This is a genomic window from Acidobacteriota bacterium, assembly GCA_028875575.1.
In the GTDB taxonomy this organism is placed as follows: Bacteria; Acidobacteriota; Terriglobia; order Versatilivoradales; family Versatilivoraceae; genus Versatilivorator.
The window spans coordinates 13,241-38,608 of record JAPPDF010000054.1 but is presented as its reverse complement, the minus strand read 5'-3'; the positions used below and the strand labels follow the sequence as shown (position 1 = coordinate 38,608).

Sequence of the window (25,368 nt, the reverse complement as noted above, 5' to 3'; positions counted from 1 at the left end):
GTGCTAGCCCTGGCTCGGCCGGGCATGGTAGACCCTGCCGCCCATCGGGTCTGCGGGGGCGCTGGCGGTTGCCGCTGAGGCGTGGGCGGGCTCCAGCTTGAAGTTGCGGGGGAGCAGGCCGGTGTCGGGACGGCGCCCTTCGATGATGGGATAGGTCCAGCGGCGCAACGCCGGCACGTGCAGGTTCACCCAGTAGTCGTACCAGTCGATGTTTTCCGGATGGTATCCGAAATCGGCGACTTCATCGCCGGGTAAGGCCGCTCCCAGTTTTCGAATATTGTCGGCGGCAAAGAAGTACTCGTTGTCCAGAATGAAGGGCTGGTAGAGCTCAATGACCTTGTGGACCCGGTCCAGGGCGCGTTGCTTTCGGGCGAGGCTGTCGTTCTTGACGGGGAGCACCCCGGTCACACGCTGAAGACCCTCAAGCAGGGTCTTCAGGCGGGGGAGGGAAACGTTCCGGTAGCGGGCCTGGGAGACCGGAATGGTGTCGAAGCGGGCTCGGAGCCAGTGCTCCAGGCCTTCCAGGGACCGATAGTACTTGCGATGGGCCAGGCCGGTCAGCTCGATGGTCCGGCGCATGTCGGCGGGATTGGTGGCCGAGGTCGCCAGTTGGTAGACCCTGTCGTGACGCCGCTCGACCAGGGCTGCCGCCACCAGGGTGAGTCCGCGGCACACCAGGTCGACCGGGATGACATCCAGGCGCTTGCGCTTGTTGGAGGGGAGTTGCCGGAAGTAGGTGCTCAACAGATAGGAGAGCGGTGCCGTCGTGTTGACGCCCTCGTTCCATCCCCGAAACGGTTGACTGATGGAGGACTCCACGATCGAGGGTCTGACCACGGCAATGGGAAGATCCTGGGTAGCCAGCAGCGATTCTCCCAGGCTCTTGGTGAAGGTGTAGATGTTGGGCCAGCCCCAGTGCTGTGCTCTCTCGATCCCGAATTCGATTCCGCGATCGCGAATCCAGCGGGTGCGCTCCTTGCGAACCAGGCGTGAAGGGTCGCTCACATTGGGCTTGCGGTCAGAGACCCGGGCCTGGACTTCGTCCGTTACCGCCTGGCTGTCTCCTTCCCCGGTGATGCGCTCAATGGCTTGATGGACCAACCGGTGTTCCTCGTAGACGTCGAAATCGGCTCGACCGGCGGGAGTGTAGTTGGGAAGCAGCTCCTCCGAAACCCGCCCGTCGATGCGGCCGTTGACGAAACAGGTGGAGACATGCAGCAGGGCGGCCCGTCGGCAGCGCTTCAGAAAGCCGATCAGGCCCATGACGCTGTCCACGTTGGTGGTCATGGCCAGGCGGATGTCCGGATTGAAATCGGTGAGGCCGGCGGAATTGACCACCAGGTCCAGATCCCGGATCAGGCGCTCCAGGGTGGCTTCGTTCAGTCCCAGGTCGGGATCCCCGATGTCTCCCTCCAGTACTTCCACCCGGTCCATGAGCATCCGGGGCAGTCGGTCGCCGAAGCGTTCATGAAGGGGAGCGAACGCGGGAGATTCGGCGACGATCTTCTCGAAGCGCTGCAGGGCGCTGCGCGAGCCCTGCCGTCGAATCAGCAGGTAGATCCTTCCGATCTCCGGAAGGTCTTCCAGCAGCATGGACAGCCAGACCTTGCCGATGAATCCCGTCCCGCCGATCAGCAGAATGTGCTTGCCGGAAAGGGCCTGGCGTACTGACACAATCTCGGCGCTGGCCCGGCGCCGGTGGAAATCCACCACCGGAGGCGCGGGGCTCCTGGTTTGCCGGGCGGTGGCCTGGATGTGCGGTTCCAATGCGCGGGAGGAAAGCCCGGGCAGGCCGTCGATGAGAAAACTCTGTGTGCCGAACGGTGCCCGGTTCGGCTCGGGTTGCAGGGTGTCGGGGATGATGGGTGAATGCAGGCGCCCGGTGGCCAGCCCGTCCCGAAACTCCAAACGGTTGGAGACCAGGTTCCGGACACCCAGGTGCTGGGCCAGGGGACGGAGGAGGTGGTCCAGTTCGCGGCTGACCAGCACCACCTGGTTTCCGTCGGCGCTCAACTGCTTTATGGCCTCAACCCCTTGGGGCTCGAGATGGTTTCGCAGCTTGTACTGGAAATATTCTTCGCCCAGCAGGTCCAGGCGGTCCCGGCTGGTGCCCCTCAGGGGCAGGTGAATCAGTCGAGTGGCCAGCCGCGGATTCCAGATACCCACGATCAGGTGGATGGAACGCATCAGAGCAACGCCCAGCAGGCGGTGGATTCGACCCGCAAACGTCTGGGAGTTGCTGGCGTAGTGGGCAGCCAGTCTGGAGGAGTTGACCCGGAACAGCCCCCCGTCGGCACTCACGAAGGCGAGCTTTCCAGGCTTATCAATGGTGTTCTGCAACGAATTGCTGTTTTCCGGCCGGGCGCCATGATTCAGGGTTCACGATCTGCCCCGGACGGGAAAACCATCCTCTCGTGGGCCGGCCGATTCCCGGACTCAGAAGGTAGGCCCGGCCGCCACCGGCAATCGGAGAGAATACGTGAGCACCATGGGTTTTTCAAGCCCAAAAGGGCTCCCTGCCGGCGGTGGGCAAGCCGCGGGCACTGGGCAGGGCGTGAGTTCCAAGGGCCATCTCCCCCTTGAGTCGGGGCCGAGCCTCGGGTACAATGGGACGCGATTGTCGACGTAGAAGTCCTTCCTTTACTTTCATTGCCTTCAGGAATTGGCTCGGTAGCTCCGGTGTCCCAGTGACACTGGCAAAAGCGGTACGCCTTGAGATTGGAGCGCCGTCCCGCCGACCCCGGGAGCGTCCCGGGAACTCCAGCCAAGTGGTCTGGAACCAGGATTAACGTCAAGCAGAGTCGAGGAGGAGTCATGCGGTCCATGCATCCATTGAGCCCTGTTGCTATCTCTCTGGCGATCGGTTTCCTTCTGGGTGTGTCCCTGACGGGATGCGCCCCCGGTGAACCGCCGGCTCCGGAGTATCAGCCGGAGATCCTGCCCTTGCCCGAGCAATTGGCGACCTACGAGGAGATGAAGATTCCGGAGGACAACCCCATGACGCCGGAGAAGGTCGCCCTCGGACGCCAACTGTTTTTCGACAAGCGCCTCAGCGCGGATGGATCCCGTTCCTGCTACTCCTGCCATCTGTGCGAAAACGGGTTGACGGATGGTCTGCCCACGGCCATTGGGGCTCTGAACAAGAAGCTCACGCGCGCCAGTCCGACTCTCTGGAACATCGGATACCACTCCGAGTTCTATTGGGATGGTCGCAGCGGCTCCCTGGAAAAGCAGGCCATGGCGGCCTGGAAGGGCGGCAACATGGGAGCCGACGTGGAGGTCGCCACCGCCACCATCAATGCCGTCTCAGGCTATCGGGCTCAGTTTCAAACGGTGTTTGGAGGCGAGGCGACCCCTGAACGGATCGTCCAGGCCATTTCCGCCTTTGAACGGACCATCATCAGCGGAAACACTCCATTCGACCGGTGGCGGGCCGGGGACGAAACGGCAGTGAGCGATGAGGTCAAGAAAGGCTACGAAGTATTCAAGAAGTTGGAGTGTACCAACTGTCACGACGGGGTCCTCTTCACCGATCAGCAGTACCACAATGTGGGCATCGGAATGGACGCCGAAAAGCCGGACGTCGGGAGGTTCAAGGTCACCGACAAGGAGGAGGACACAGGGGCCTTCAAGACCCCGACCCTGCGGGATATCGCCAAGTCGGGTCCCTATTTTCACGATGGCAGCGTGGCCACCCTGGAAGAGGCCGTGGACCTGATGATCGGAGGAGGCAAGCCCAACAAGTATCTGGACCGCACCAATCTCAAGAAGCGGAAGGCTACCGACGACGAAAAGAAGAATCTGATTGCCTTCTTGGGGTCACTGAACAACGACTGTCAACTGACCGAACCCAAGCTGCCCGAGTAAGCGACGACCGGATCAACCGTCGTCATGCCCACCCCACGAATGCGGGCTTCAACCATCGGGGCCCGCCTGCTTTCTTGCCGGTGAGAGCTTCGGCCGCCCGGCAGGAATCTCAATGGATTCCTATCTCATTCAAATAGGGAAACGCTGGGTCCTGTATGCCGAGGACCCGCCACTCCCCGAGGGGGAAGCGGGCCGCTCGCAGGACCGAGTCGACCGTATCATTGGGGGCCTGGCCGAGCGGGGAGTGTGGTGGGCGACGGCCATGAGCCGTCTGATCCGCGCCGTCCGGGACGGGTACTACGAACTGCAGAACCGGCTCGATCCCATGGAACGGGTATTCAAGCGCATGCGCGATGCCGGACCCATGCGGGTGCACTACTCCTCCTCCCTATCGGAATCGGAGGCGCGGGCCAGGCTGAAGTCGCTACTGGTGGTCCAGAGAATTCGTCATGGGGTCTGGATGGTCTTCGACGGTCTGCTGGCCCTTGGGATGGTGCCTCTGGCTCCCGTGCTGGTCCCCATTCCCGGACCGAACCTGTTTTTTTACTACCCGGCCCTGAGGACCTTCAGCCACTGGCTGGCCTGGCAAGGGGTCCTGTCCGCGCTCAGGCAGATGCCGCCGCAACTGGTGGCTCAGGAAGAGATCGCCGGTCTGGAGAGTGCGATCGGCAGCAAGGGAATCGCCGATAGTCGCGCTGAAATTCAGGATCATTCCTCCAGGCTGAAGCTGGAAGAACTTCCGGAATTCATTGCCCGATACGGGTGATCAAACCTGACACGGCACCTGGTCCTGGTGCCGGAAGTGCGATTGGGGGATTTTCCGCGGCTGCGGTCGAAGGTGTCGGTCGGCATCGCCTTCTGAACCGAGCCGGTCAGTCATAGTACTCCACGCCGAGGTGGGTGATCATCTCCTCACCCTTCAGGTACCGCAGGGTGTTCTTGAGCTTCATGAGCTGGATGAAGATGTCGTGTTCGGGGTAGAGTTCCGGCGCGCATTGAGGGCTCTTGAAGTAGAAGGACAGCCACTCCTGAATCCCGTGCATTCCGGCGCGTTTGGCCAGGTCCAGGAACAGGGCCAGGTCCAGGCAGAGGGGAGCCGCCAGGATGCTGTCCCGGCAGAGAAAGTTCACCTTGATCTGCATGGGGTACCCCAGCCACCCGAAGATATCCACGTTGTCCCATCCCTCCTTGTTGTCTCCACGCGGCGGGTAGTAGTTGATGCGCACCTGGTGGTGATAGTCCCCGTAGAGCTCGGGGTAGATGCCGGGCTGCAGGATTTGATCCAGCACCGAAAGCTTGGTCTCCTCCTTGGTCTTGAATGACTGCGGTTCGTCCAACACCTCGCCGTCCCGATTGCCGAGGATGTTGGTGGAGTACCAGCCGGCCAGGCCGATGAGCCGGGACTTCAGTCCGGGAGCAATGATGGTCTTCATGAGCGTCTGCCCGGTCTTGAAGTCCTTGCCGCAAACGGGGACCTTGTTCTTCCTGGCCAGTTCCAGCATGGCCGGAATGTCGGCCGACAGATTGGGAGCCCCGTTGGCATAGGGGATTCCCATCGAAAGGGCGGCGTAGGCGTAGATCATGCTGGAGGAGATCCTGGGGTCGTTCTCCTCCAGTCCCTTTTCGAACCTGGCCAGACTGGAGTGGACCTCGCTGGGCTTCAGGAATACTTCGGTGCTTCCGCACCAGATCATCACCAGGCGGCTCAGATCGTGGGTCTTCCGGAACTGCTCGATGTCCTTCATGACCGCCAGGGCCAGTTGGCGCTTGTTGGCGGCTCTCTTGACGTGGCGTCCCGACAGGCGCTTGACGTACTTGCGACTGAAGACTGCCTTCCAGGGGCGGATCTCCTCCAAGTGCGGCCGCAGTTCTTCCAGTTGCCGGGGGTCCAGCACCCCGGAGCGAACGGCCGTCTCGTAGCAGGACTCCCCGTGAATGTCCCAGCCGCCGAAGACCAGGTCATTCAGCGAAGCCAGGGGGACGAAGTCCTTGATCAAGGGCACCCGTTTTTCGGTGCGCTTGCCCAACCGGACCGTTCCCATCTGGGTGAGGGACCCGATCGGTGGAGCCTTTTGCCGGCGAATGGCCTCGACTCCGGCAATGAAGGTGGACGCCACGGCGCCCATCCCCGGCAGAAGAATTCCCAGCTTGCCCTGGGGTGCGGCAACTTCGGTTCCTTTCTCGATCACGTCGTACTCTCCCAAAATGAGATCCGCTCAAACGAACCGAAATCATGCAACGAAGTCGGCACACATGGCAACTCGAAAATTCCGCGACGCTGGGGCTGGGGAACGGGGCGCGACTCCCCGGGCCGCGGGGACTATCCGGCGGCCTGGCCATGGACAATAATACTCACCGGCAATTGTCCACCGGACTTCTGATTCAAGGGCAGCGACAGGATCCAATGGTCGGATTCGTAATTCTCCAGGATAGGACGCTCTACGGAGTCGGGAGGGAATGCCAGGTTGATGACGGTGGGATGGTGGGTCCCGGACGCTTTCTTGCTGAGTTCCACCAACTCCTCGGAACTGAGTTGCGCGTCCGGCGCCAGGGTGTCCTCGCTCAGCGGAATCAGCAGAACGAAGTCCACAATGGGCGCGGCCCCGACGTGGTTTCCGTCCTGGGGAATCACACCGTAGCGCATGGTGTAGGTTCCCTTCCCGACCGGAAGGCCCCGAAAATCGGTACCACCCTCGGGGAACCTCATCAACCCCAGCAGGACTCCCGAGTGGAAAGCCGGATATACGGCTTCCGGGGAGGCGGGCTGACCTGAGTCTGCGATCTCTCGACGGACCCAAATCTCACACCACGGGTTTCCCTGTCCATTCAGCACACGAACGCCGGCCGGATTCAGGCTGGATTTGAGGGGTTCCGCCAGAGCCTCGGGCGGACGCTCGACCTCTTCCAGGGAGAAGTCTTCTCCCAAGGCGGTTTGCACGCCCGGGAGAGTTAGCAGCAGCAGGCTGAAGCTGGCGAAGCGAAAGACCATGAGGGCGGGAAAGGTGGTTGGCCGGAGGCTGAGCTCCGGCCATCGCATTCGGTTGGCGGACGCCCGGTTGCGGTCAGCGTTGCGGGGCGGAGTCGTAGGAGAAGTGTCCCACGAAGGCGTTGGTCTTGCCGTTGATTTTCCAGTTCACTCCCAGTCCGCGTCCGCTGAACTCGTCGTTGATGGTGTAGGCCGGCATGGCATGGGAGAGCCGGGTCAGTGGAGGGTAATGGACGTGCTCATTGCCACAGAGGTGGTCCTTGGCTCCGATGGGCCGGGCCTTGATTCTGGCCAGATTACCGGCCTGCAACTCGGCCGATCCGTGCGACTCGCCCTCTCCGAGCGCCAGGTGAATGGGTGCGCGTTCCACATTCACTACGTTCCGCAAGAGCTCGGGGGCCATGGTTTGAGCGAAGGCCTCCAAAGCCGCCCGTTGCCGTGGGTTGGCCCGCGCATCCACGATGAGCACCGATTTTGCCGGATAAGGGTTGCCATAAGGATCGCCCAGGGTGGCTTTGGCTTTGGTGACGCCCACCACACCCAGACCGTCCAGCTTGACACCCTGCCAGCTTCCCTTTCGGATCCGCCAGGCCAGTATGGCCTGGTCGCCGGTCAGACCGGACTCGGCATTGGCCACGCAGGGCCCGGTATAGACATTGGCGCTGCGGGTCTCCACATAGTCACCCGAGATGACGGCCGCCCAGCCCGGGCAGGCCAAACCCAGGATCAAGACCAAGAGGATAGTTGCTTTCATTGCTTGTCCCTCCCGTGGATGGTGCCTGACTCCCTCGTCTCCGCCATTATAGTACGCTGGCGAGATGCAACTCAACCGCACCCGTCGAGCGATATTCCGCGGGCTCGGTGCTGCCTAGAATCCTCCTCGAAAGCAGGTTCGTCCCAGCTTGCAGTTCTCAGGCTCCACCAGCTGCTCATCGGGGCCCAGGATTCTCTGGGTCAGCGCGCACCAGTAGTTGTCGTCGCCTGCCGGAGGCACGGTGGGGTCGGGGACCGACTCGTAGAAAAGGCTCTTCCAGCGCAGGCAGTTGCAGACTTCATGTTCGTACCCTTCAAAGCGTCCGGCCATGGCTATGCCCCTCCCATGACAGCGTTCAGAATCGCCCGTTTCACCGCCACCCGGGCCAGTTGAACCTTGTATCCGTTCCTGCTCAGAGGTGTAGCTCCGTCAACGGCGGCATTGCCTGCCTCAGCCGCCGTGCTTTCATCGATCGCATTGCCCACCAGGCCCTCGGCCGCCCCGACGGCGTTCCAGGGGATCGGGGCGACGTGACCCAGGACGATGCGGGCCTGCTCCGCTTTGCCTCCGCTCAGCTTCAAGGCGACCGAGGCCGTGACCAGCGGCCAGTCCAAGGCTTCCTTTTCCCGAACCTCATAGGTGGCGTCGAGCACCTCCCCGGCCGGGGGAACGTGGATTTCTCCCAGGATCTCGCCGGGCTTCAGAATCGTCTCGCGATCCGATTCCTGCCGCGGGGTGCGGAAGAACTCGGCCACCGGCAGCTCGCGCGAACCGTCCTTGCTGAAAATCCTCAGGGTGGCCCCCAGGGCGATCAGGGGCGGGCCCAGGCTGGAGGCGCTGACGAAGGCCGCCTCTCCCGAGTTGCCCAGGATGGCGTGGTATTGATTCTCTCCCTGCCTGACCAGGTCCTGCCCCGAGCCATCCTTGGGGAAATACCCCAAGCCGTTGCGGAAGTACCAGCAGCGCGGCCGCTGGCAAAGGTCGCCGCCAATGGTGCCGAAGCTCTGGATCTGCTGGCTTCTGACGCCGTTGGCTGCCTGCACCAGCGAGGGATAGTGCTTTTGGGCCGCCGGATGGTCGATCAGCTCCGACAGGGTAGCCAGGGCTCCCAGGCGCAGGCCGGAGGAGGAGATGTAGTCGATTCCCTGGAATTCCTGAATTCCCTGTATGTCCACCACTCGCTTGGGGGTGGTGCCGAAGGTCTTCATGAGACTGAGGAGGTCGGTGCCGCCGGCCAAAACCTCGGCCTCTTCCCACTGGGCTCCCAGCAACTGGATGGCCTGCTCCTTGGTGGTGGGACTGGCATACTCGAAAGCCTTCATGCGTAGAGCCCTCCTTTCTCTTCCAGCGCCGCCAGGACGCGCCTCGGAATGAAGGGCGCACGCGGCACCCGTACGCCGATAGCGTTGGCCACGGCGTTGCCAATGGCCCCGACCGGTGCGATCACCGGGGGTTCCCCAAGCCCGATCACTCCGCGAGCGTCCTGCTCCGCATCTTTCCACATCTCCACGACCAGTTGACCGATATCGCCCAGGCCAGCCAGCTTGTAGAACTCCATTTCTCCGTTCAGGAGCGATCCGGTTCGCTCGTCCATGATGCGCTCCTCGGTCAATGCCGAGGAAATGCCCATGATCAGCGACCCGTACACCTGACTCTCGGCCAACTTCTCGTTGACGATCAGACCGCAGTCCTGAATGGCCACGAACTTCTTCATCTTGACCACTCCGGTCTCCGTGTCCACCGAGACTTCGGCCATTTGCACTCCGGCCACTCCGGAATCGATCAGCTTGCCGTCTGAAGCTCTACGGCTGGCGCTGATGTTTCTGCCGGTCACTTCCAATGGAGTCACCCCCAGACGGGAAGCAGCCTGCTTCCAGGTAAGGCTTCTGAAGGGTCTGCCCTTGACCCGGATGCGGCCGCTTGCGGCTTCCAGCTCGGACGGCTCCGTCCCCAGCCTGGGAGCCACCTTTTCGAAGAGTTCTTCCAGGGCCAGTTGGCAGGCCCGCCGGGTGGCCGCGCAAACCCCGCCGACGGTAGTGCTGCCGCCGGAGGGGCCGGAACGGGGGTAGTCGGGGGAGCGGCCGGTGTTGACCTTGATGGAATTGACCGGCAATCCGAAGGTCTCGGCGGCCACCATGGCGATGACGGTGGTGGTGCCGGTTCCGATATCCTGGGTGCCCATGCTGATGGAAACCGAACCGTCCGGATCGATCACCAATCGGGCCGTGCTGTTGTGGCCCCGTCCTCCCCAGGTGTGAAAGGCCAGACCCAGCCCGTGCTTGACGGGACCTGCCGCTTCCTGCCCTCTGGGGCGCCACTTCTTGCGCCACCCCATCAGCTCCTCGGCTCGGATCAGCTGCTTGCCATAAAGGTCGGGGCGCTCGGTGAGGTTGAGGTTCTTGAGGTAGAAGTCGAGGGGGTCCATCTCCAGCTTGGCCGCCAAGTCGTCCAGGGCGGCGAAGGTCAACCAGCAGGTCTGAGGATGGTTGGGCGCCCTCCAGGCCCGCGCCGGGCCGGTGTTGGTCGCAATGCCGGTGTGCTTCTTGCGGACGTTGGGTGGATTGATCACGTAGGGAAGGACCTGCATGGAAATCCCCCCTCCACTCAAGCCGCTGGTTCCCCAGGACTCCGCTTCCCAGGCGGTCAGCGAACCGTCTTTCTTGGCTCCCACCTTGATCCTGGCGAAACCGGAGGGTCGGACCCCGGCTACGAACAGCTCGGCGTCCCGCTCCAGAAAGTTGCGGACCGGCCGGCCGGTATCCCGAGACAGCCTGGCGGTTTCCAGGCCCCAGCTATCGGCCCCGAACTTGCTGCCGTATCCGCCGCCCACGTGGTCCTGAACAATGGAGACGTTGGCGGCCGGGATCTCCAGGGGTTGGGCGAACTGGTTGGCCATCCCGGAAATGTTCTGGGTCGACTGATAGGCCGTCAGCGTCTCCCCACTCCAGTCTATGACCTGGCCGTGCGGCTCCAGGCAGCAGTGGGTGATGACCGGGATCCCATACTCGCCCTCGACCACCGCATCGGCATCCTGAAAGGCTTGATCGGGGTCGCCCTTGACCTGTTCCGAAGCCGGCTTGGTGCGGTCTCCGGCCTTGCCCAGGTCGTCTTCGTTGACCAGGTGAGGCAGCACTTCGTACTCCACCACGATCTTTCGAACCGCGTCCTCGGCCGTGGCCTCATCCACGGCAGCCACCACCGCGATGTCGTCCAGAGACCATTGGACTTCTTTCCCCGGTCCCTGAATCACCCGCACGGCCTTGACCCCGGGCAGGCTCTCGGCGGCGCTGGTGTCAATGCTGGTGACCCGGGCGTGTGCATGGGGGCAGCGCAGGAACTTGGCGTGCAGCGTCCCCGCCAGGTTGACGTCGGAGGTGTACTGGGCCTTTCCAGTGACCTTGTCGGGGCCGTCGAGCCGGCTGACTCGTTTCCCCAGGACCTGTCGTTCGTTCCTGTCGGGCCATCGATACTCAGGCATGATTCCTCCCTTCGACAACCAGGCTGCCGGTTTGACTCTCTGACGACTGCAATACGGCCTGGGCCACGCCCACGTAGGTTCCGCAGCGGCAGAGGTTGCCTCCCAGACCGGTGCGGACCTGGTCCAGGGTGGGGGTGGGGTTCTTGTCGAGAAAGGCCTTGCAGGCCATTACGAACCCGGGCGTGCAATACCCGCACTGTTGGGCGTCGTTGTCGACGAAGGCCTGTTGTATCGGGTGCAGCCGGTCGACCTGGGCCAGCCCCTCCACCGTCCGGATGTCCTTCCCCTGGACCTGGATGGCCAGAACGGAGCAGGCATAGGCGGGTTTCCCGTCGATGGTGACCGTGCAGGCCCCGCAGGTGCCGCGGTCGCAGACTTTCTTGGCGCCGGTGAGGTCCAGCTCGAAGCGAAGTGCATCCAGCAGGGTGACGCGAGGTTCCAGCGCCAGGCTTCTCTCGGCTCCGTTTACCGCGAGCGTGATGTCGACCTTGCCCGGACCGGCCACCTCCGCCCCCGCGGATTCCGGAGCGGCGCGTAGCGACTCGGTTCCGGCTACCAGACTGGAGGAAATCACCGCGCCGGCGCCGGTGAGGAAGCCTCTGCGCGATACCTCGAGCGCGCCCTTGCCTTCAGGCTCTTTGGGTTTTGGCATGCGTTACCTCCTGAGGGAGAAGACCATCGCTTTCGGAAAGCAGACCGCCATCCATGGCCTGTTCCCGACGGGCGTCTCACGGGCCGCTGTTCGGTCCCGGTGGACCCCGGCCTTTCTATGTGAATGGGCGTTGATTCCGGATGAATCCAGAGAGGTCTGCATCATAGAGGCAGGCTTTCTCGGTTGTCAACTGCTATCGGACGGACCAGGATGCGGGCGGGAGGCGCGCGCTCCCCGCGACTGGGCAGATCCATCGGGAAGTACGATCAAGTGAACATCGATGCACAGGATGCACAGGATCATCAGGACGGGACGCTGCTGCACGAGAGGCTGAATCGGGCGATGATCGTGACCTTGGTGTCATCAGGTCATGGGAGGAAGCCACCCGGGAGCGCGGGCGTCCCGCCCGCACAATCCCTGGAACGGCCTTCCCCATCTCCGCGACCTGGATCGGTCGGCTACGGCGCAGGGGATCGACATTTTTTGAACATGGATACACAGGATGCACAGGATTAAAAGGACGAAGGGTTTGTGCACCAAGTGCCGGCTCGGGCGTCGATCCGGTGCGGGCTTGCGGGTGCTCAGGATTAAGAGCTGGCAGTATCCTGGAAAAATCCTGTGCATCCTGTGCATCGATGTGAATTATCCGTTTAATGGTGGCGCGTGGCGTTGAAGCAACTCCCTCTCCCGTCGTGGCGCTTCGTTGTCCTTCAAGTATCGCTGTGCGGCCAAAAGGAATAAGGATGCGGGCGGGACGCCCGCGCTCCCGGATGGGGCGCCCTCCCGATGGCTCGGTGCGGGTCCGGAAGGCTTGACGGGTTGTCGGCGGAGGCCTTAGCCTTGATCTCCCGGCAGCATGTCGTCGGAGAACACTGATCATTCAAACTGCTCGGTCGGGTCGGCGCCGCCGGGAATGTCTCAACCATGAAGCCCAGAATAACAATCGGCGTCGGCGGGGGAACGGGGTCGGGCAAGACGACGCTGTCCCTGAAACTGGCGGAGTTTTTGGGGCCGGAGCGGGTGCTGATCCTGTCTCAGGACCACTACTACCGGGATGCCGGCCATCTCCCGGTGGAACAACGGGCCCTGCGGAATTTCGATCGGCCGGAGGCGGTGGATTTCGAGCTGCTGGTGCGACATCTGAAGCAGCTGCAAGCGGGCCTGGAAATTGACCGGCCAAGATATGATTTCACGCGACACGTTCGCCTTGAGGGCTCGGAGCCGGCTCCTCCCCGGCCGGTCATTCTGGTAGAGGGGACGCTGGTCTTCGCGGCGGAGGAGTTGGTCGGCTGTCTCGACCTGAAGCTCTTTGTGGATGCCGATCCCGACATCCGCTTCATCCGCCGCCTGAGGCGCGATATCCGGGAACGGGGGCGGAGCGTGGAATCCATCGTCCACCAATACCTTGAGACGGTGCGGCCCATGCACCTGCGCTTTGTCGAGCCGGCTCGAACGCAGGCCGATCTGGTGATCTCCGGGGTGGACGGCATTGAGCAGCAGCTTGCCCAGGTCGGGGACCGGATCAAGATAGCGGCCGGCATCTGAGGGAAGGAGGGAGCCAGGTTCGTGAGAGTTCACATCAGACAAACGGGTTTGGAGTATGACGGCTTCATTCGGATTGAGAGGGCCGACCTGGCCTTCGAAAAGTTCAGTGGGGAGATGAGCGGCGCCGTCCGGCGTTATCGCTACCACCGCGGGGAAGTAGCGGCGATCATGATTTACGACGCCGGTCGGGATCGGGTGCTCCTGATCCGCCAGTTTCGCTATGCCGTGCACGCCCGAACCGGCGACGGCTGGCTGATCGAATGCGTGGCGGGAATCCAGGAGAAAGGGGAGTCCATCGAGACCGTGGCTCACCGGGAGGTTCTGGAGGAGACCGGGCTGAAGCTGGCGGGCCTGGAGTTGCTGGCCGAGTACTTTTTCAGTCCCGGAGCCTGTTCCGACAAGGTACATCTCTTCGTGGGCACCCTGGAGGATCCCGAGCAGTCTCTGGGCGTTCACGGTGTGGCGCAGGAAGAGGAGGACATTCAGGCCTGCTGGGTGCCCTTGAGCCAGGCTCTGGAAATGGCCCGCTCCGGACAGATCCAGGATGCCAAGACGCTGATCGGACTGCACATGCTGGAGAGTCGACTCCGCCGCGGAACGGGCGCGGAGAGCCCGGGCTAATCGAGCCCCACCTTCCGGCAATGGGACTCCAGCGCGCACAGGCTGCACTGGGGTTTGCGGGCGCTGCAGATTCGGCGGCCGTGGTGAATGAGGCGGTGGGAAAAATTGATCCATTCACCGGCAGGAATCACGGCCATGAGATCCTGCTCGACTTTTTCCGGGGTCCTCGCCCGGGTCAGGCCAAGCCGCCGGGAAATCCGAAACACGTGGGTGTCGACCACCACCCCTGAGGTCACCCCGTAGGCCGTCCCAAGCACGACGTTGGCCGTCTTGCGGGCCACTCCGGCAAGTCGAAGAAGCTCCTCCATGGACTGCGGCACCTGCCCGTTGTGGTCTCTCACCAGGCGGCGGCAGGCCTCCCGGATGTTTTTGGCCTTGTTGCGGAAGAATCCGGTGGAATGAATCATCCGCTCCAGGGTCGGCAGAGAGGCGCGGGCAAAGGCTTCCGCCGAAGGGTACTTGCGAAAGAGCTCCGGCGTCACCAGGTTGACTCGCTTGTCGGTGCACTGGGCCGACAGGATGGTCGCGATCAGCAGTTGCAGCGGGTCAGCGTGCCTCAGCGCGCACTCGGCCTCCGGATAGGCCTTCTTCAGGCCCGCCAGAATGCCGGACACCTGCCTCTTGCCGACCTGTTCGATTGTCTCTGGGTCGTTGGAAACTGACATGGGTATCTATTATCTTATCGCAGGGCAAAGAAAGACCTGAAAATGAACGATCTTCTATAATGTATGGGTTGACCTGGTGGGATATACGGGTTGATCAAGATAAGCCCTTCAAGGAGGTTGGGCCTAATGTCAGATCAGGAATGGAGACTGATTGCCACCATTGCAATGGTCCTGGTGGCAGTGGCGGCCCAGGTCCTCTTTCGCCGGGTGCGGCGGCGCCTGAAGGAGTTGATTCGACGGGAGCACCCCTTCGGACCGATGCTGCACAGCGGGTTGGATTGGGCCTTTGTCCTGCTAAGCCTGACCGTTTGGGTCGCGGTGGCTTCGGGAGTGCTGGCCGCCATTCCTCAGACCCGGTTTCTCAACACCAAAATGCTGGGGCTGCTTTCCCAGGGGCTTTCCCTGCTGGACCGGTTTTTCGAAAGCGAAATTGTGCCGGGGAAAACCAACTTCAAGATCAAGAACCTGTTTATGGTGGTGGCGGCTTTCGCGGTGATTGCGCTGCTGGCCCGGGGGGTCCGCCGCCTGCTGCTCAACTACATCCTCAACAAGGCCCCCATGGACCTGAGTGTCCGCCACGCGATCGCGACCTCCGCCCAGTACCTGATCGTCATCGTGGGGTTCCTGGTCTTGCTTCAGAGCGCCGCCGAGATCGATCTGACCATGCTGGGCTTGGTGGCGGGCGGAGTGGGTGTAGGGGTCGGCTTCGGCCTGCAGAACATCGCCAACAACCTCATCAGCGGGATATTCATTCTCTTCGAACGGCCGATCAAGGTCGGGGACCGCATCGAGGTCGGGGAGGTGCACGGCCACGTGGTGCACATTGCGGCCCGGGCTACCACGGTGCGAACCAACGACAACATCGACTTCATCATTCCGAATTCCAGCTTCACTTCTTTCAATGTGATCAACTGGAGCCACGGGGACCAGAAGGTGCGATTCCGGATACCGGTTCCGGTGGCTTACGGCTCCGACGTGCGCCAGGTGGAGCGGCTCCTGCTGGAGGTTGCCGAGGAAAATGAAAATGTCCTGAAGGAGCCCTCACCGAGGGTGGTGTTCTGGGCCTTTGGCGACAGCGCCCTGGAGTTCCAACTCAGGGTCTGGACGACACGAATGCTTCATCGGCGCGGCGTCTTCGTCGGCCAGCTCAACCTCGCCATCTACGAAAAGTTCCAGCAGCACGGGATCCACATTCCGTTCCCCCAACGGGACCTGCACCTCAAGACCGCGCCTCCGGAATGGAAGTCGCCCTCCCCGGACTGACCTCTTTCCGCCCCGTCTACTGCCTCTGGCGAAGCCTCTGCAGGATTTCTCCCAGAACGCGGGTTTCCTCCCCGTAGCGAGCCCAATCCCCCTGCTTCAAGGCCGATTGAGCACGGTTGTAGGTTTCAGTCGCGTCCCGGATGAGGGACTGTACCGTTTCCTGCTGCCGCGGCCGGCCGTTGGCCTCGGCCACTCGAGTGGCGGCAGGACTCACGCTTCCGCCGAAGATCCTGGCCAGCGAGAGATCCAGGGTCTCTTCCATGGCGATCTGGTTGCCGTAGGCCACGATCACCCGCTTGAGCTCGGGCAGGCTGCGGTCGGAGGCGGCCGCCAGGTAGAGAGGCTGAATGTAGAGAACCGATTCCTCGACCGGAATCACCAGCAGGCTTCCCCGGATGACCGAGGAGCCTCCCTGTCCCCAAAGGGTGAGCTGTTGCGAGATCTCAGCTTCCTGGTTGATGCGGCCCACGATCTGGGAGGGGCCGTAGACCAGCCGCTGCTTGGGGAACCTGTACACCACCAGTTGCCCGTAGTTGGGAGCGTCGCAGCGGGCGGCCATCCAGGCGATCATGTTCTCGCGGCGTGCCGGGGTGAGGGGAATCATCAGGATGAACTCTTCCTTCGCCGCCTCGCTGTTGAGCTTCATGATGGTGTAGTAGGGCTCCAGAGGGGTGGCCCCCTCCTGCTGGGAGAGAGTGGGGATCCGCCACAGGTCCTCCTTGTTGTAGAAGACCTGGGGGTCGGTCATGTGGTAGGTGGCGTAGATGTTGGCCTGGACGCGAAACAGGTCCACCGGGTAGCGCAGGTGCTGCCTGAGGTCCTCGGGCATTCCCTCCAGGGGCTGAAAGACGCCGGGATATATCTTGGAGTAGACCTTGATCAGAAGGTCCTCGGGGTCGTTCACGTAGAGCTTGACGGTGCCGTTGTAGGCGTCGATGGTGACCTTGACCGCGTTGCGGATGTAGTTTCCCAGGCCCCGCACCGGTTGGGAGTAGGGAAACTGCCCGCTGACCGTATACCCGTCGACGATCCAGAAGAGCTTGCCCTCATCCGAGATCACCATGTAGGGATCGCTGTCATAGCGCAGGAAAGGCAGCAGCTTGCGGAGACGGGTGGCCACGGCGCGGTCGAACATCAGGCGGCTTCCGGCGTGGATGTCGCTCGAGAGGATGATCTTGGGTTCCTTGAAGTAGAGGCCGAAAAGCAGCTTGCGCAGAAAACCGCCCACCGGGATGCCCCCCGCTCCCTGGTAGTCGGTGAAGACGTTTTCCTCTCCCGAGGGATAATCGAACTCCTTGGCGTGGGTCTTGACAAAGCAGTAGGAGTGGGAGAGTTCTCCGTAGTAGATCTCCGGCCGGGTGACCTTGATGTCGGTGGTGGAAGCCGGGGGAATGTCCTTGATCATGAAGGTGGGCAGACCTTCCTGGGTGAACTGGTTGACCGGCCCCTGGCAGATCCCGTAACCGTGGGTATAGGTCAGGTGCTCGTTGATCCAGATGCGGCTGGGCAGGCTTTCGGAGGAGAGCTCACGGGGAGACAGGCTCACCTGCCGGTACTCGCCGTCGATCCAGTAGCGGTCGTTGTCCACGTCCACGAAATCGTAGTAGGGGCGAATGATCTGGAGCTGCCCGTAGGTCTGGAGCAGCGGCTGATGGTCCCACAGCCGGATGTTCTGCATGGTCTGCTCGTTTTGCTTCAGAGTCTCGGAAGTCAGATTCTCCAGGGCGGGGAATTCCTCCTCCTTCACCCGGTCGATCCCGTAGGCCATCCGTGTGTGCTTGACCGCATATTCGATATAGGGGCTCTCCTTGCTGATCTCGTTGGGAGCCACCTCGAAGGTCTGAATCACATAGGGATATCCCTGGTTCCCCACGAATCCCACCCCCAGCAGAATCCCGATCCCGGCCAGGGCCAGGGTGAACTTGGCTCGGAAGGCGCTGGACATCACCAGCCCCGCGGCCACCAGGCTGACGAAGATCATCAGGGTCAGGACCGGGAGCTGGGCATGGATGTCGGTGAAGCTGGCTCCGTAGACCACGCCCCGGTCGGAATAGAGGAGGTTGTACTTTTCCAGGTGGTAGTGAATGGCCCGCCATGCCAGGAATGCAGCCACCAGGCCGAACAGATGGAAACGGGCCGCCGTGATCATGCGAGGGCCGCTCCGGGTGATCTGGACACCTCCCTGAATCAGGTAGACGGCGGCAGCAGCGATGGCCGAAAAGACCAGCAGCGCCCATCCGAACTGATAGATGAACTGGTAGAAGGGCAGGGTGAAGAAGTAGAATCCGATGTCCTTCTCGAAGAGGGGATCGACGCTGCCGTAGGCCACGGCGTTCTGATAGGCGAGATAGACATCCCATTTTGTGCCCGCCCAGCTCCCCACGATGTAGGCGATGAAAATGGTGCCGCCCAGCAGGAACTTGCGGAACACCTGGTCCACACCCTCGGGGATTTCAATCAGGTTGTCGGGTGAGAATGAAGGTTGATCGCCGGCCAGCCGGCGCGCCACCTTGGCGTTGGCGTGAACCACCATGAAGAAGAACAGTCCGAACAGCCCCGTCAGGATCCACTGGGTGACCAACGGCTTGGTGAAGAGCACGGGAAAGCCGGTTTCCTCGAACCAGAGCCAGTCCATCCACAGGCCGATGATTCCGTTGAACAGCCCCAGGCCGAACAGAATCGCCAAAATAACGAGCAATCCCCAGTTTCTTCTCATCAATGATCTCCTTGGGATCTAATCGGATTCATTCCCGGAAAGCGACGTGGCTGTCGAGCTGCCGGCGCCGGCGCATCAATTTTCATAAAACTGGACGATGTCTTCATCCGGGTGGTCCAGCGACAGCATGAGAAACAGATAGTCCTTGAGGTGCCGGGTCAACAGGAAATTCTGCTTGACGTGCTGGTGCCCGTTCTCCCCCATGGTCCGGCGCAGTCCGGGGTTGGCCAGCAGTTGCATGGTTCGCCGTGCCGCCCCTTCAGGCGAGTGTACCAGGAATCCGGTCACTCCGTTCAGAATCTGCAGCTTGATCCCGCCGACTCTTCCTCCCACTACCGGCTTTTTCTTCCAGAGGGCTTCGCTCACCGTCAGCCCGAAACCCTCCTTGATCGATTTCTGCATCACCACGGTGGACCCGCGCACCAGCGCGTTGATCTCCAGGTCGCTGAAGGGGGGAAGCAGGCACACGTGAATGTCCGGATCGCCGGCCGCCGCTTCCTCCACTTCCCGCAACACCACTTCCCCCTCGGGGTCGTCCGGGGCGCCGCCCCCGGCCAACAACAGTTGACAGTCATAGTTTCTCTTGACCAGGCGGTAGGCGGCAATGACCCCCAGCGGGTCTTTCAGCCGGTCGAAGCGAGAGATCTGAGTCAGGATCGGACGGGTGCTGTCCAGCTCGTACTTGTCCAGCACCCCTTGTATGGTGCTCTGGCTCAGGGGCTTGTTCTTGTCGCTCAGCGGGTCGATCGAGGGCGGGACCATGTATTGTGGAACTGCCAGGTCCCGCGCAAATTCGGGCATCGAGAAGACCGAGGCGTCGTACTGATCGACCAGCGGGCGGAGGAAGTCCCATACCTTGGGATTGGGGGATGAGACATCGATGTGGCAACGCCAGATCCAGCGGCGCCCGATTTCCTTTTTCTTGAGGATCAGGCCTGCCGGCTGAGGGTCGTGGACCACGATTACGTCGCCGTTCAGATCGAGGCTCTTGAGGTTGGCTTCGGTGTTGGCCTGGAAGTGATCCAGCATTTCCCGGGTGATTTCTTCCGGGTGCCCGTGCAGTGCGTTGTGGAAGGCCTTGGTGATGTTGAAGAAAGCCTGGTCTCCCTTGATGACGTCCCAGGTGGCCTCGATTCCGAGCTCGCCAAGCAGCGGGACCAGCCGGGTGAGGATCTCGGCCACGCCGCCGCCGACCGCGGTGGAGTTGATGTTCTGCAGCCGCTTGTTCCGGACCCTCTCGGCGAAGACGGAGAGCTCGGCGATTTCTTCCCGGCCGACGATCTGTTCGTAGTCCTGCAGCCGGATGGCCATGTCAGCTTCCCATGTGGACAGTGTCCTGTCTCAGAAATAGGATTACCATCTCCGATGGAGGTTCCAAAGGAAAACAGTCGGTTGGAGAGTCCCTTTGCGATTCAGCGAACAGGCGCCGTTTTGTTCTCCCATCCCGGGAACCTCCATCGGCCCTCCGGGTTCGGGCGGAACAGCGCCGTCTTCGTCGTCGCTCCTCCTCACAATGAAGGGGCATTGCATCGTCGTCGCTCCTAGAATCCGGCGCCGTTGCGCTCCGAAAGATGGCAACCCTATTTCTGGGACAGAACACTCATTCCCAGTTGGATGATTCGGTGGCGCAACTCGTCCAGGGTCATGGCATAGGGGTTGAGCCTGCCGATCTGGTCCGCCAGGGCCTCCTGTCCGATACCGCTCAGCCAAAACGAGAAATCGTTGGTCATCCGCTCCAGTCGGAGCCGGGCCTCGAAGAAATGAAAGTAGAGGGAGGTGTTGGAGACCGAGGGAAGCCGGTTCAGAAAATCGGGCAGATCCCGAGCCACGATCCCTGTCGGCACCACGAAGCTCTTGGCCTTGCAGAAGTGGAACTCGTTTCCGGGAGGACACTCGCGGGCGCGGCCTCCAGTGCTCTCCAGAAAGGCGGTGATCTCCGCCACCATGCTCTCCCGAATCTGCCGGATGGAAGAGAAGCTGAGCAGGTCGATGGCGGCCAGCTTTTCCGCCAGGGGCTCCTCCTGGAGCGCTTCCGAGATCCAGAGGGAGAAGTCGTTGTAGAACTCGTGCCTGGCGAACTGTCGAGAGAGGAAATACTCCTCGTGGGAGTGGTAGAAGATGGAGGATCCCGAGATCCGCTTGAGAATGGCCAGCAGTTCCGGCAGGTTGCGAGCCGTTTGGCCGGTTAGAACCACCAGCCGGCGTTCCGTATTGAACACGAAGGACTCGCTATGGGGCATGGCCGGGGGGTGCGGGTAATCAACCGAGCATCGAAAGCAGTGTTGGAACCTTTATCTGAACCGGAGCGGCGAGATGGGCGCAGCCGCCGAAAGAAGGCCAAGAATAGGTAACGGATAGGGAGATGTCAAGAAAGCCGGCTGGCAGGCAGGCGAGGCCGCGGGTCAGATTCCTGAGAGGCCAGCCCAATGGGAACCCCCGGGAGCGCGGGCGTCCCGCCCGCACAATTCCTGGCACAGCCTGGCCCATCTCCTCGACCTGGATCGACCGGCAAAGACGCCAGGGCTCTGCTTCGGTCGTGCCCATGCGGTTCCCGCCGCCAGCGTGGCAGGGTGCGCCATCGCAGGGAAACCGAGCGGCAACCCACGGGAGAGGATGCGGGCGGGACGCCCGCGCTCCCGGGGGGGGGCATCCTCCCTCAGTCTTGCTCCTCAAGGGGGCGTGCCGGCTTGGCTTGCCGCAGCCCTGCAGGCGGCAGAGCCGTCACGCTCGATGGCCCTTCGTGTTCCTTCGTGGATCACTCTTTATTTCAGTTGCTTCAGGTTGGGCTTAACGTGTCGATCGAATAACTATCCACTAACCACTATTCACTTGGCAGCGCTGCCGTCCCATAACAGGGCGACGACTCATAAGCGGCGAATCGAGGGTGTTCCAGCTCAGGTTGAAGCCGGGATCGGGGCGGGGAGGATTCGGAGTTCTCCTGTTCGAACGGGCCGTCTGGATCTCCTGCGTATCTTGCGCCGATAGGCGGGAACCCGGGCCAGCCCTTCCCAATAGGGGGAGGGACTCCAGGAAGAAGAGCCGTTGAGCCGGCGGGACTTGGGGCGGGTCTTCAGGGCCTGGACCTTGCCGCCGTTCTCCTGGATCAGCTTCCGCAGAAACTCATCCTGCCATCGCCGGTAGGCCATGACGCCGCCGCCGTTGTTGAGAATGGCATAGAAGACGGGTCCGTGGGCCCGGGTCATGGCTACACCCGCCAGCGTACTGACACCTCCATCCTTGGAAGAATTGGTTCCCGTTTTTCCCAGGACACGGCCGCGGTACCTGGAATGCCGAAAGCGCCCGCGAAGCGTCCCCTGGTCCACTCCAGCCACGGGCATGATGTCCTGCAGCTTCATACCATGACCCTGGACGGTGGCGCGAAGGCAGTGGAGCACTTGAACGGCGGCACGTGCGGTCATGCGGCTGCGTCCTATTCCGGACGGTTTTTCTATCCGAATATCCAGGGGACGAATGCCCATCTCCCGGATCAGATACTCCCGCATGGACTCGGGCCCTCCCAGAGCGCGCCCCAGCCTGTCGGCGATAGCATTGACGCTGAACGCATTCACCTTCCACAGGATGTCCCGGAGGCGCGGTGAAGAGTGGCTGAGATACTCGATTCGCAACCGCTCGCTGACGCACTCTTTCGGCGCGGCGTAGACTCGTCCCTTGATCCTGATGCCGGTTCGCCGGAAGTAGCGCGCCAGGTACCGGACAGGGTAGTCGGGGTTGCTGCTGGAGTTCACCGAGAAGGGTCCGGTTACCACCAGGTCTCCCTCCACCCGGCGCAAGCCCCTTCGCTTCAGGGAACGGGTCAATCGGTAAAGTTCGGCCCTGCCGAGAAGGGGATTCCCGTCGCTGACCAGGTAGAGATTGCCGGGCAGCACCCGTTCCTCCTGATCGATGGGGGAATCGCCGTAGACTCGAGTGACGAAGCGGTGATCGGGGCCCAACTGCGCCAGAGCCACCAGAGAGGTGACCAGCTTCATCACCGAGGCCGGATTGAGCGGGGTTTCCGGGTTCAGTTGCGCCAGAACGGTGCGACCATCCTGCGATTCCACCAGAATCCCCTGCCTGTCCAGGTTGTAGCGATGCCTCCGGATTCGGCGAGAGAAATTTTGCAGGGCTGTGCTTTCCAGTTGCCGGGGCGGGGCAGGCAGCGGTTGGGCAACCGGGTGTCGCAGCTCGCTGCTCTGATTGGCTTCTACGGGCCAGAAGGCGCTCAACACCAGAAAAGCGAGACAGCAGGGACCGGATTGGATCGGTCGGAGGTGCTTGAACAGAGCAGCCGTCATAGACGCGGGTCCCCGGAGGCAACGGCAAGATCGCTCCATCATAGGAAAAGACAGCTTGGCTTGTAAACCTAAAAGAAACAACGCCTGACGCGATTGGGCAGCACCCGGAGGGTGCCTCGGGAGCCGTATAATGCGCTTGACAGTTTCTTCGGCCCTTCCTTATACTGCCGCCTGCTGCCGCAACTAACGCCGGCTTGGTCACCTGCACTGCCTTGGTTCCCATCCTGATTGTGGCTGGTCGGGAAGTGAGGCGCCCATTTTGCTTTAGGTTCTCCACGATCGTCACCATTGCTGCAATCTTTGTCGGTGTCCAGGGAGGGTACCGTGCCCAACTGTCCGGAATGCGAAGCCGAATTGGAATTGGAAGACGATGTGGAAAAGGGTGAGATCGTAACCTGCGCCGATTGCGGGGCCGACCTGGAGGTCGTGGGCATGGATCCCGTGGAGTTGGACCTGGCTCCGGAGGAAGAAGAAGATTGGGGGGAATGATCCCCGGCAAGGAGTGTTTACAACTCACCTTCCGACCCGTACGACCACAGAGGATGCGAGGGTTTCTTGACCGATTCCGCTCCCTGTGGTTTTTTTGTGTGTACTGATGAAAGTAGGACTACTCTGCTCCATCCTGCGCAAGGAAGAAAAGCTGCTGCTGCAGGAGTTTCGTAGCCGTGGCGTTGCTCCGGAGATCGTCGACGACCGCGAGCTGATCTTTCGCCTGGACTCCAGGCATCTTGATTTCGACGTGGTTCTGGAGAGAAGCGTCAATCACTCCCGGGCCCTCTATTCCCTGAAGGTCCTCAACGACTGGGGGATCCGGACGGTCAACAGCTACCCGGTGGCCGAAACCTGCGGTAACAAGTTCCTGACCAGCAGCGCGCTCCTCCGGAATCGGATTCCCACCCCTCGGACCGTCATGGCCTTCACGCCCAAGTCGGCTCTGAAAGCCATCGAGGAACTGGGTTATCCGGTAGTGCTCAAGCCGGCGGTGGGGTCCTGGGGGCGACTGCTCTCCAAGATCAATGATCGAGAGGCCGCCGAAGCCGTGCTGGAACACAAGGACATCCTGGGTTCCTACCAGCACTCCGTCTTCTATATTCAGGAGTACGTTCCCAAGTCGGGCCGGGACATCCGGAGCTTCGTGGTGGGTGACGAGACTATTTGCGCCATCTATCGCTATTCCTCCCACTGGATTACCAACACGGCCCGAGGAGGGCGAGCCGAGAACTGCCCGGTGACCCCGGAAATCGACCGCCTGTCTAAAGCGGCCGCCCGAGCCGTTGGCGGCGGGGTCCTTGCCGTGGATCTCTTCGAGTCGGAGTCGGGTTTTCAGGTCAACGAAGTCAACTACACCATGGAGTTCAGGAATTCCATCCATACCACCGGTGTCGACATCCCGGCCAGAATCGTCGACTACGTCCTGAACGCTGCCCCCGAAGGGCAGTCCGGGTCCGAGGGGCATCCATGATCTCGGTTTCCATCGTCGGAGGTTCCGGTTATACCGGTGGAGAGGTGTTGCGCCTCTTGTTGGGCCATCCCGAGGTTGAGCTGTGTCAGGTGACCTCGGAATCCAGGGTGGGCAAGTTCGTCCATTCGGTGCACCCCAACCTTCGCAAGCGCTGCAAGCTGCGATTTGTGGCCAGCCAGGCCTTGAAGACGGTGGACCTGCTCTTCCTCTGCCTGCCCCACGGGATGGCCGTGGAGCGCATGGAGGAATTTCTCGATCTGGGCAATCGGGTCATTGACCTCTCCTCCGATTTTCGCTTGCGCTCCCCGGCGGATTACGTGACCTGGTACCACCACGAGCATTCCAGGCCGGAGCTGCTGGAACGGGCGGTCTACGGCGTTCCCGAACTGCACCGGCAGGAGATTCGAGAAGCCAGGCTGGTGACCGGGGCGGGCTGCCTGGCCACCGCCGCCATTCTGGGCCTCTTCCCGCTCTACAAGGCGGGACTGGTGGATTCGGAGGACATCTTCATCGAGGCCAAGGTGGGCTCGTCGGCGGCCGGCAACAAGTCCAGCCTGGCTTCCCACCACCCGGAGCGCAGCGGTTCTCTCCGGTCCTTCCAGCCGACCCGCCATCGCCACACGGCCGAGGTCAAGCAGGAGCTGGCTTTGAACGGTGCCAGACCCCGGATTCATTTGTCGGCCACCTCCACCGATTCCGTGCGGGGCGTCCTGGCCACCGCCCAGGTGCTGCTGGAGCGGGTTCCGGAGGAGAAGGCCCTCTGGAGAGCCTATCGGGAGGCCTATCAGGCGGAGCCCTTCCTCAGAATCGTCAAGGAAAGATCGGGGGTCTACCGTTACCCGGAACCCAAGATCCTGGCGGGATCCAACTACTGCGACGTCGGTTTCGAGCTGGACCCGGCGGAGGGGCGCCTGGTGGTGCTTTCCGCCCTGGACAACCTGATGAAGGGGGCGGCGGGAAACGCGGTCCAGGCCATGAACGCGATGCACGGCTGGGAGGAGACCCTGGGGTTGGGATTTCCCGGTTTGCATCCCGTATAATGGTGAACAGGACTGATTTGTCGA

The 25,368-nt window shown here is 62.0% G+C and carries 21 protein-coding genes; 8 read left to right on the top strand and 13 right to left on the bottom strand.

The genetic code is table 11. The features are described 5' to 3' along the window. Positions 1–3 precede the first annotated feature (3 nt). Positions 4–2,301 (bottom strand): SDR family oxidoreductase, encoded by a 2,298-nt coding sequence (locus tag OXI69_08575; GenBank protein MDE2666192.1) that lies wholly within the window; start codon positions 2,299–2,301, stop codon positions 4–6. A 522-nt stretch (positions 2,302–2,823) separates the two neighbouring features. Between OXI69_08575 and OXI69_08570 the strand changes: the two genes are divergently transcribed. Both OXI69_08570 and OXI69_08565 read left to right on the top strand, forming a co-directional pair. Continuing rightward, entirely contained in the window at positions 2,824–3,867 is a 1,044-nt protein-coding gene (locus OXI69_08570) for a c-type cytochrome (protein MDE2666191.1), read from the top strand. A 112-nt stretch (positions 3,868–3,979) separates the two neighbouring features. After that, positions 3,980–4,633 (top strand): hypothetical protein, encoded by a 654-nt coding sequence (locus OXI69_08565; GenBank protein MDE2666190.1) that lies wholly within the window; start codon positions 3,980–3,982, stop codon positions 4,631–4,633. 106 nt (positions 4,634–4,739) lie between these two features. Here the strand turns inward: OXI69_08565 and OXI69_08560 are convergent, their stop codons facing one another. From OXI69_08560 to OXI69_08530, 7 genes are all read right to left on the bottom strand, one after another. Further along, positions 4,740–6,056 (bottom strand): inositol-3-phosphate synthase, encoded by a 1,317-nt coding sequence (locus OXI69_08560; GenBank protein MDE2666189.1) that lies wholly within the window; start codon positions 6,054–6,056, stop codon positions 4,740–4,742. Between the two features lie 131 nt (positions 6,057–6,187). Then, positions 6,188–6,904: a hypothetical protein gene (locus tag OXI69_08555; GenBank protein MDE2666188.1), complete on the bottom strand. Its 717-nt coding sequence runs from the start codon at positions 6,902–6,904 to the stop codon at positions 6,188–6,190. Positions 6,905–6,929: 25 nt separating this feature from the next. Further along, entirely contained in the window at positions 6,930–7,607 is a 678-nt protein-coding gene (locus OXI69_08550) for a DUF1326 domain-containing protein (GenBank protein MDE2666187.1), read from the bottom strand. Positions 7,608–7,721: 114 nt separating this feature from the next. Then, positions 7,722–7,937 (bottom strand): hypothetical protein, encoded by a 216-nt coding sequence (locus OXI69_08545; GenBank protein ID MDE2666186.1) that lies wholly within the window; start codon positions 7,935–7,937, stop codon positions 7,722–7,724. 2 nt (positions 7,938–7,939) lie between these two features. Further along, on the bottom strand, positions 7,940–8,929 hold the full coding sequence (locus OXI69_08540) for an FAD binding domain-containing protein (GenBank protein MDE2666185.1): 990 nt from the start codon (positions 8,927–8,929) through the stop codon (positions 7,940–7,942). Next, positions 8,926–11,085, bottom strand: coding sequence for a xanthine dehydrogenase family protein molybdopterin-binding subunit (locus OXI69_08535; protein MDE2666184.1), 2,160 nt, complete (start codon positions 11,083–11,085; stop codon positions 8,926–8,928). Before OXI69_08535 ends, OXI69_08540 begins: the two co-directional genes overlap by 4 nt. After that, a complete protein-coding gene (locus OXI69_08530; GenBank protein ID MDE2666183.1) occupies positions 11,078–11,737 on the bottom strand; it encodes a (2Fe-2S)-binding protein in 660 nt (219 codons plus the stop codon). Before OXI69_08530 ends, OXI69_08535 begins: the two co-directional genes overlap by 8 nt. A gap of 924 nt (positions 11,738–12,661) precedes the next feature. Between OXI69_08530 and udk the strand changes: the two genes are divergently transcribed. Together udk and OXI69_08520 are read left to right on the top strand one after the other, a co-directional pair. Beyond that, a complete protein-coding gene (udk, locus tag OXI69_08525) occupies positions 12,662–13,282 on the top strand; it encodes a uridine kinase (GenBank protein ID MDE2666182.1) in 621 nt (206 codons plus the stop codon). 21 nt (positions 13,283–13,303) lie between these two features. After that, positions 13,304–13,903, top strand: coding sequence for an NUDIX domain-containing protein (locus tag OXI69_08520; GenBank protein MDE2666181.1), 600 nt, complete (start codon positions 13,304–13,306; stop codon positions 13,901–13,903). Here OXI69_08520 and nth read toward each other — a convergent pair. Continuing rightward, entirely contained in the window at positions 13,900–14,568 is a 669-nt protein-coding gene (gene nth / locus OXI69_08515) for an endonuclease III (GenBank protein ID MDE2666180.1), read from the bottom strand. The genes OXI69_08520 and nth overlap by 4 nt on opposite strands. Positions 14,569–14,694: 126 nt before the next feature. On the opposite strand from nth, the gene OXI69_08510 reads away from it, so the two are divergent. Beyond that, complete coding sequence (locus OXI69_08510) at positions 14,695–15,831, top strand: mechanosensitive ion channel (protein ID MDE2666179.1); 1,137 nt, start codon at positions 14,695–14,697, stop codon at positions 15,829–15,831. 16 nt (positions 15,832–15,847) lie between these two features. Here the strand turns inward: OXI69_08510 and OXI69_08505 are convergent, their stop codons facing one another. The 4 genes from OXI69_08505 to OXI69_08490 all read right to left on the bottom strand — a co-directional run bounded on the left by OXI69_08505 (position 15,848) and on the right by OXI69_08490 (position 22,842). Further along, the gene (locus tag OXI69_08505) at positions 15,848–18,547 is read right to left on the bottom strand and encodes a UPF0182 family protein (GenBank protein ID MDE2666178.1); all 2,700 of its coding nucleotides are present in this window, start codon (positions 18,545–18,547) and stop codon (positions 15,848–15,850) included. 75 nt (positions 18,548–18,622) lie between these two features. Further along, on the bottom strand, positions 18,623–19,858 hold the full coding sequence (locus tag OXI69_08500) for a glycosyltransferase (GenBank protein ID MDE2666177.1): 1,236 nt from the start codon (positions 19,856–19,858) through the stop codon (positions 18,623–18,625). A gap of 269 nt (positions 19,859–20,127) precedes the next feature. Further along, positions 20,128–20,787 (bottom strand): DUF5752 family protein, encoded by a 660-nt coding sequence (locus OXI69_08495; GenBank protein ID MDE2666176.1) that lies wholly within the window; start codon positions 20,785–20,787, stop codon positions 20,128–20,130. A gap of 654 nt (positions 20,788–21,441) precedes the next feature. After that, positions 21,442–22,842: a D-alanyl-D-alanine carboxypeptidase gene (locus tag OXI69_08490; GenBank protein ID MDE2666175.1), complete on the bottom strand. Its 1,401-nt coding sequence runs from the start codon at positions 22,840–22,842 to the stop codon at positions 21,442–21,444. Between the two features lie 324 nt (positions 22,843–23,166). Here OXI69_08490 and lysW point away from each other — a divergent pair, with 324 nt between their 5' ends. From lysW to argC, 3 genes are all read left to right on the top strand, one after another. Then, complete coding sequence (gene lysW / locus OXI69_08485; protein ID MDE2666174.1) at positions 23,167–23,331, top strand: lysine biosynthesis protein LysW; 165 nt, start codon at positions 23,167–23,169, stop codon at positions 23,329–23,331. A 106-nt stretch (positions 23,332–23,437) separates the two neighbouring features. Further along, on the top strand, positions 23,438–24,304 hold the full coding sequence (gene lysX, locus OXI69_08480; GenBank protein MDE2666173.1) for a lysine biosynthesis protein LysX: 867 nt from the start codon (positions 23,438–23,440) through the stop codon (positions 24,302–24,304). Beyond that, a complete protein-coding gene (argC, locus tag OXI69_08475; GenBank protein ID MDE2666172.1) occupies positions 24,301–25,344 on the top strand; it encodes an N-acetyl-gamma-glutamyl-phosphate reductase in 1,044 nt (347 codons plus the stop codon). Before lysX ends, argC begins: the two co-directional genes overlap by 4 nt. Positions 25,345–25,368 lie beyond the last annotated feature (24 nt).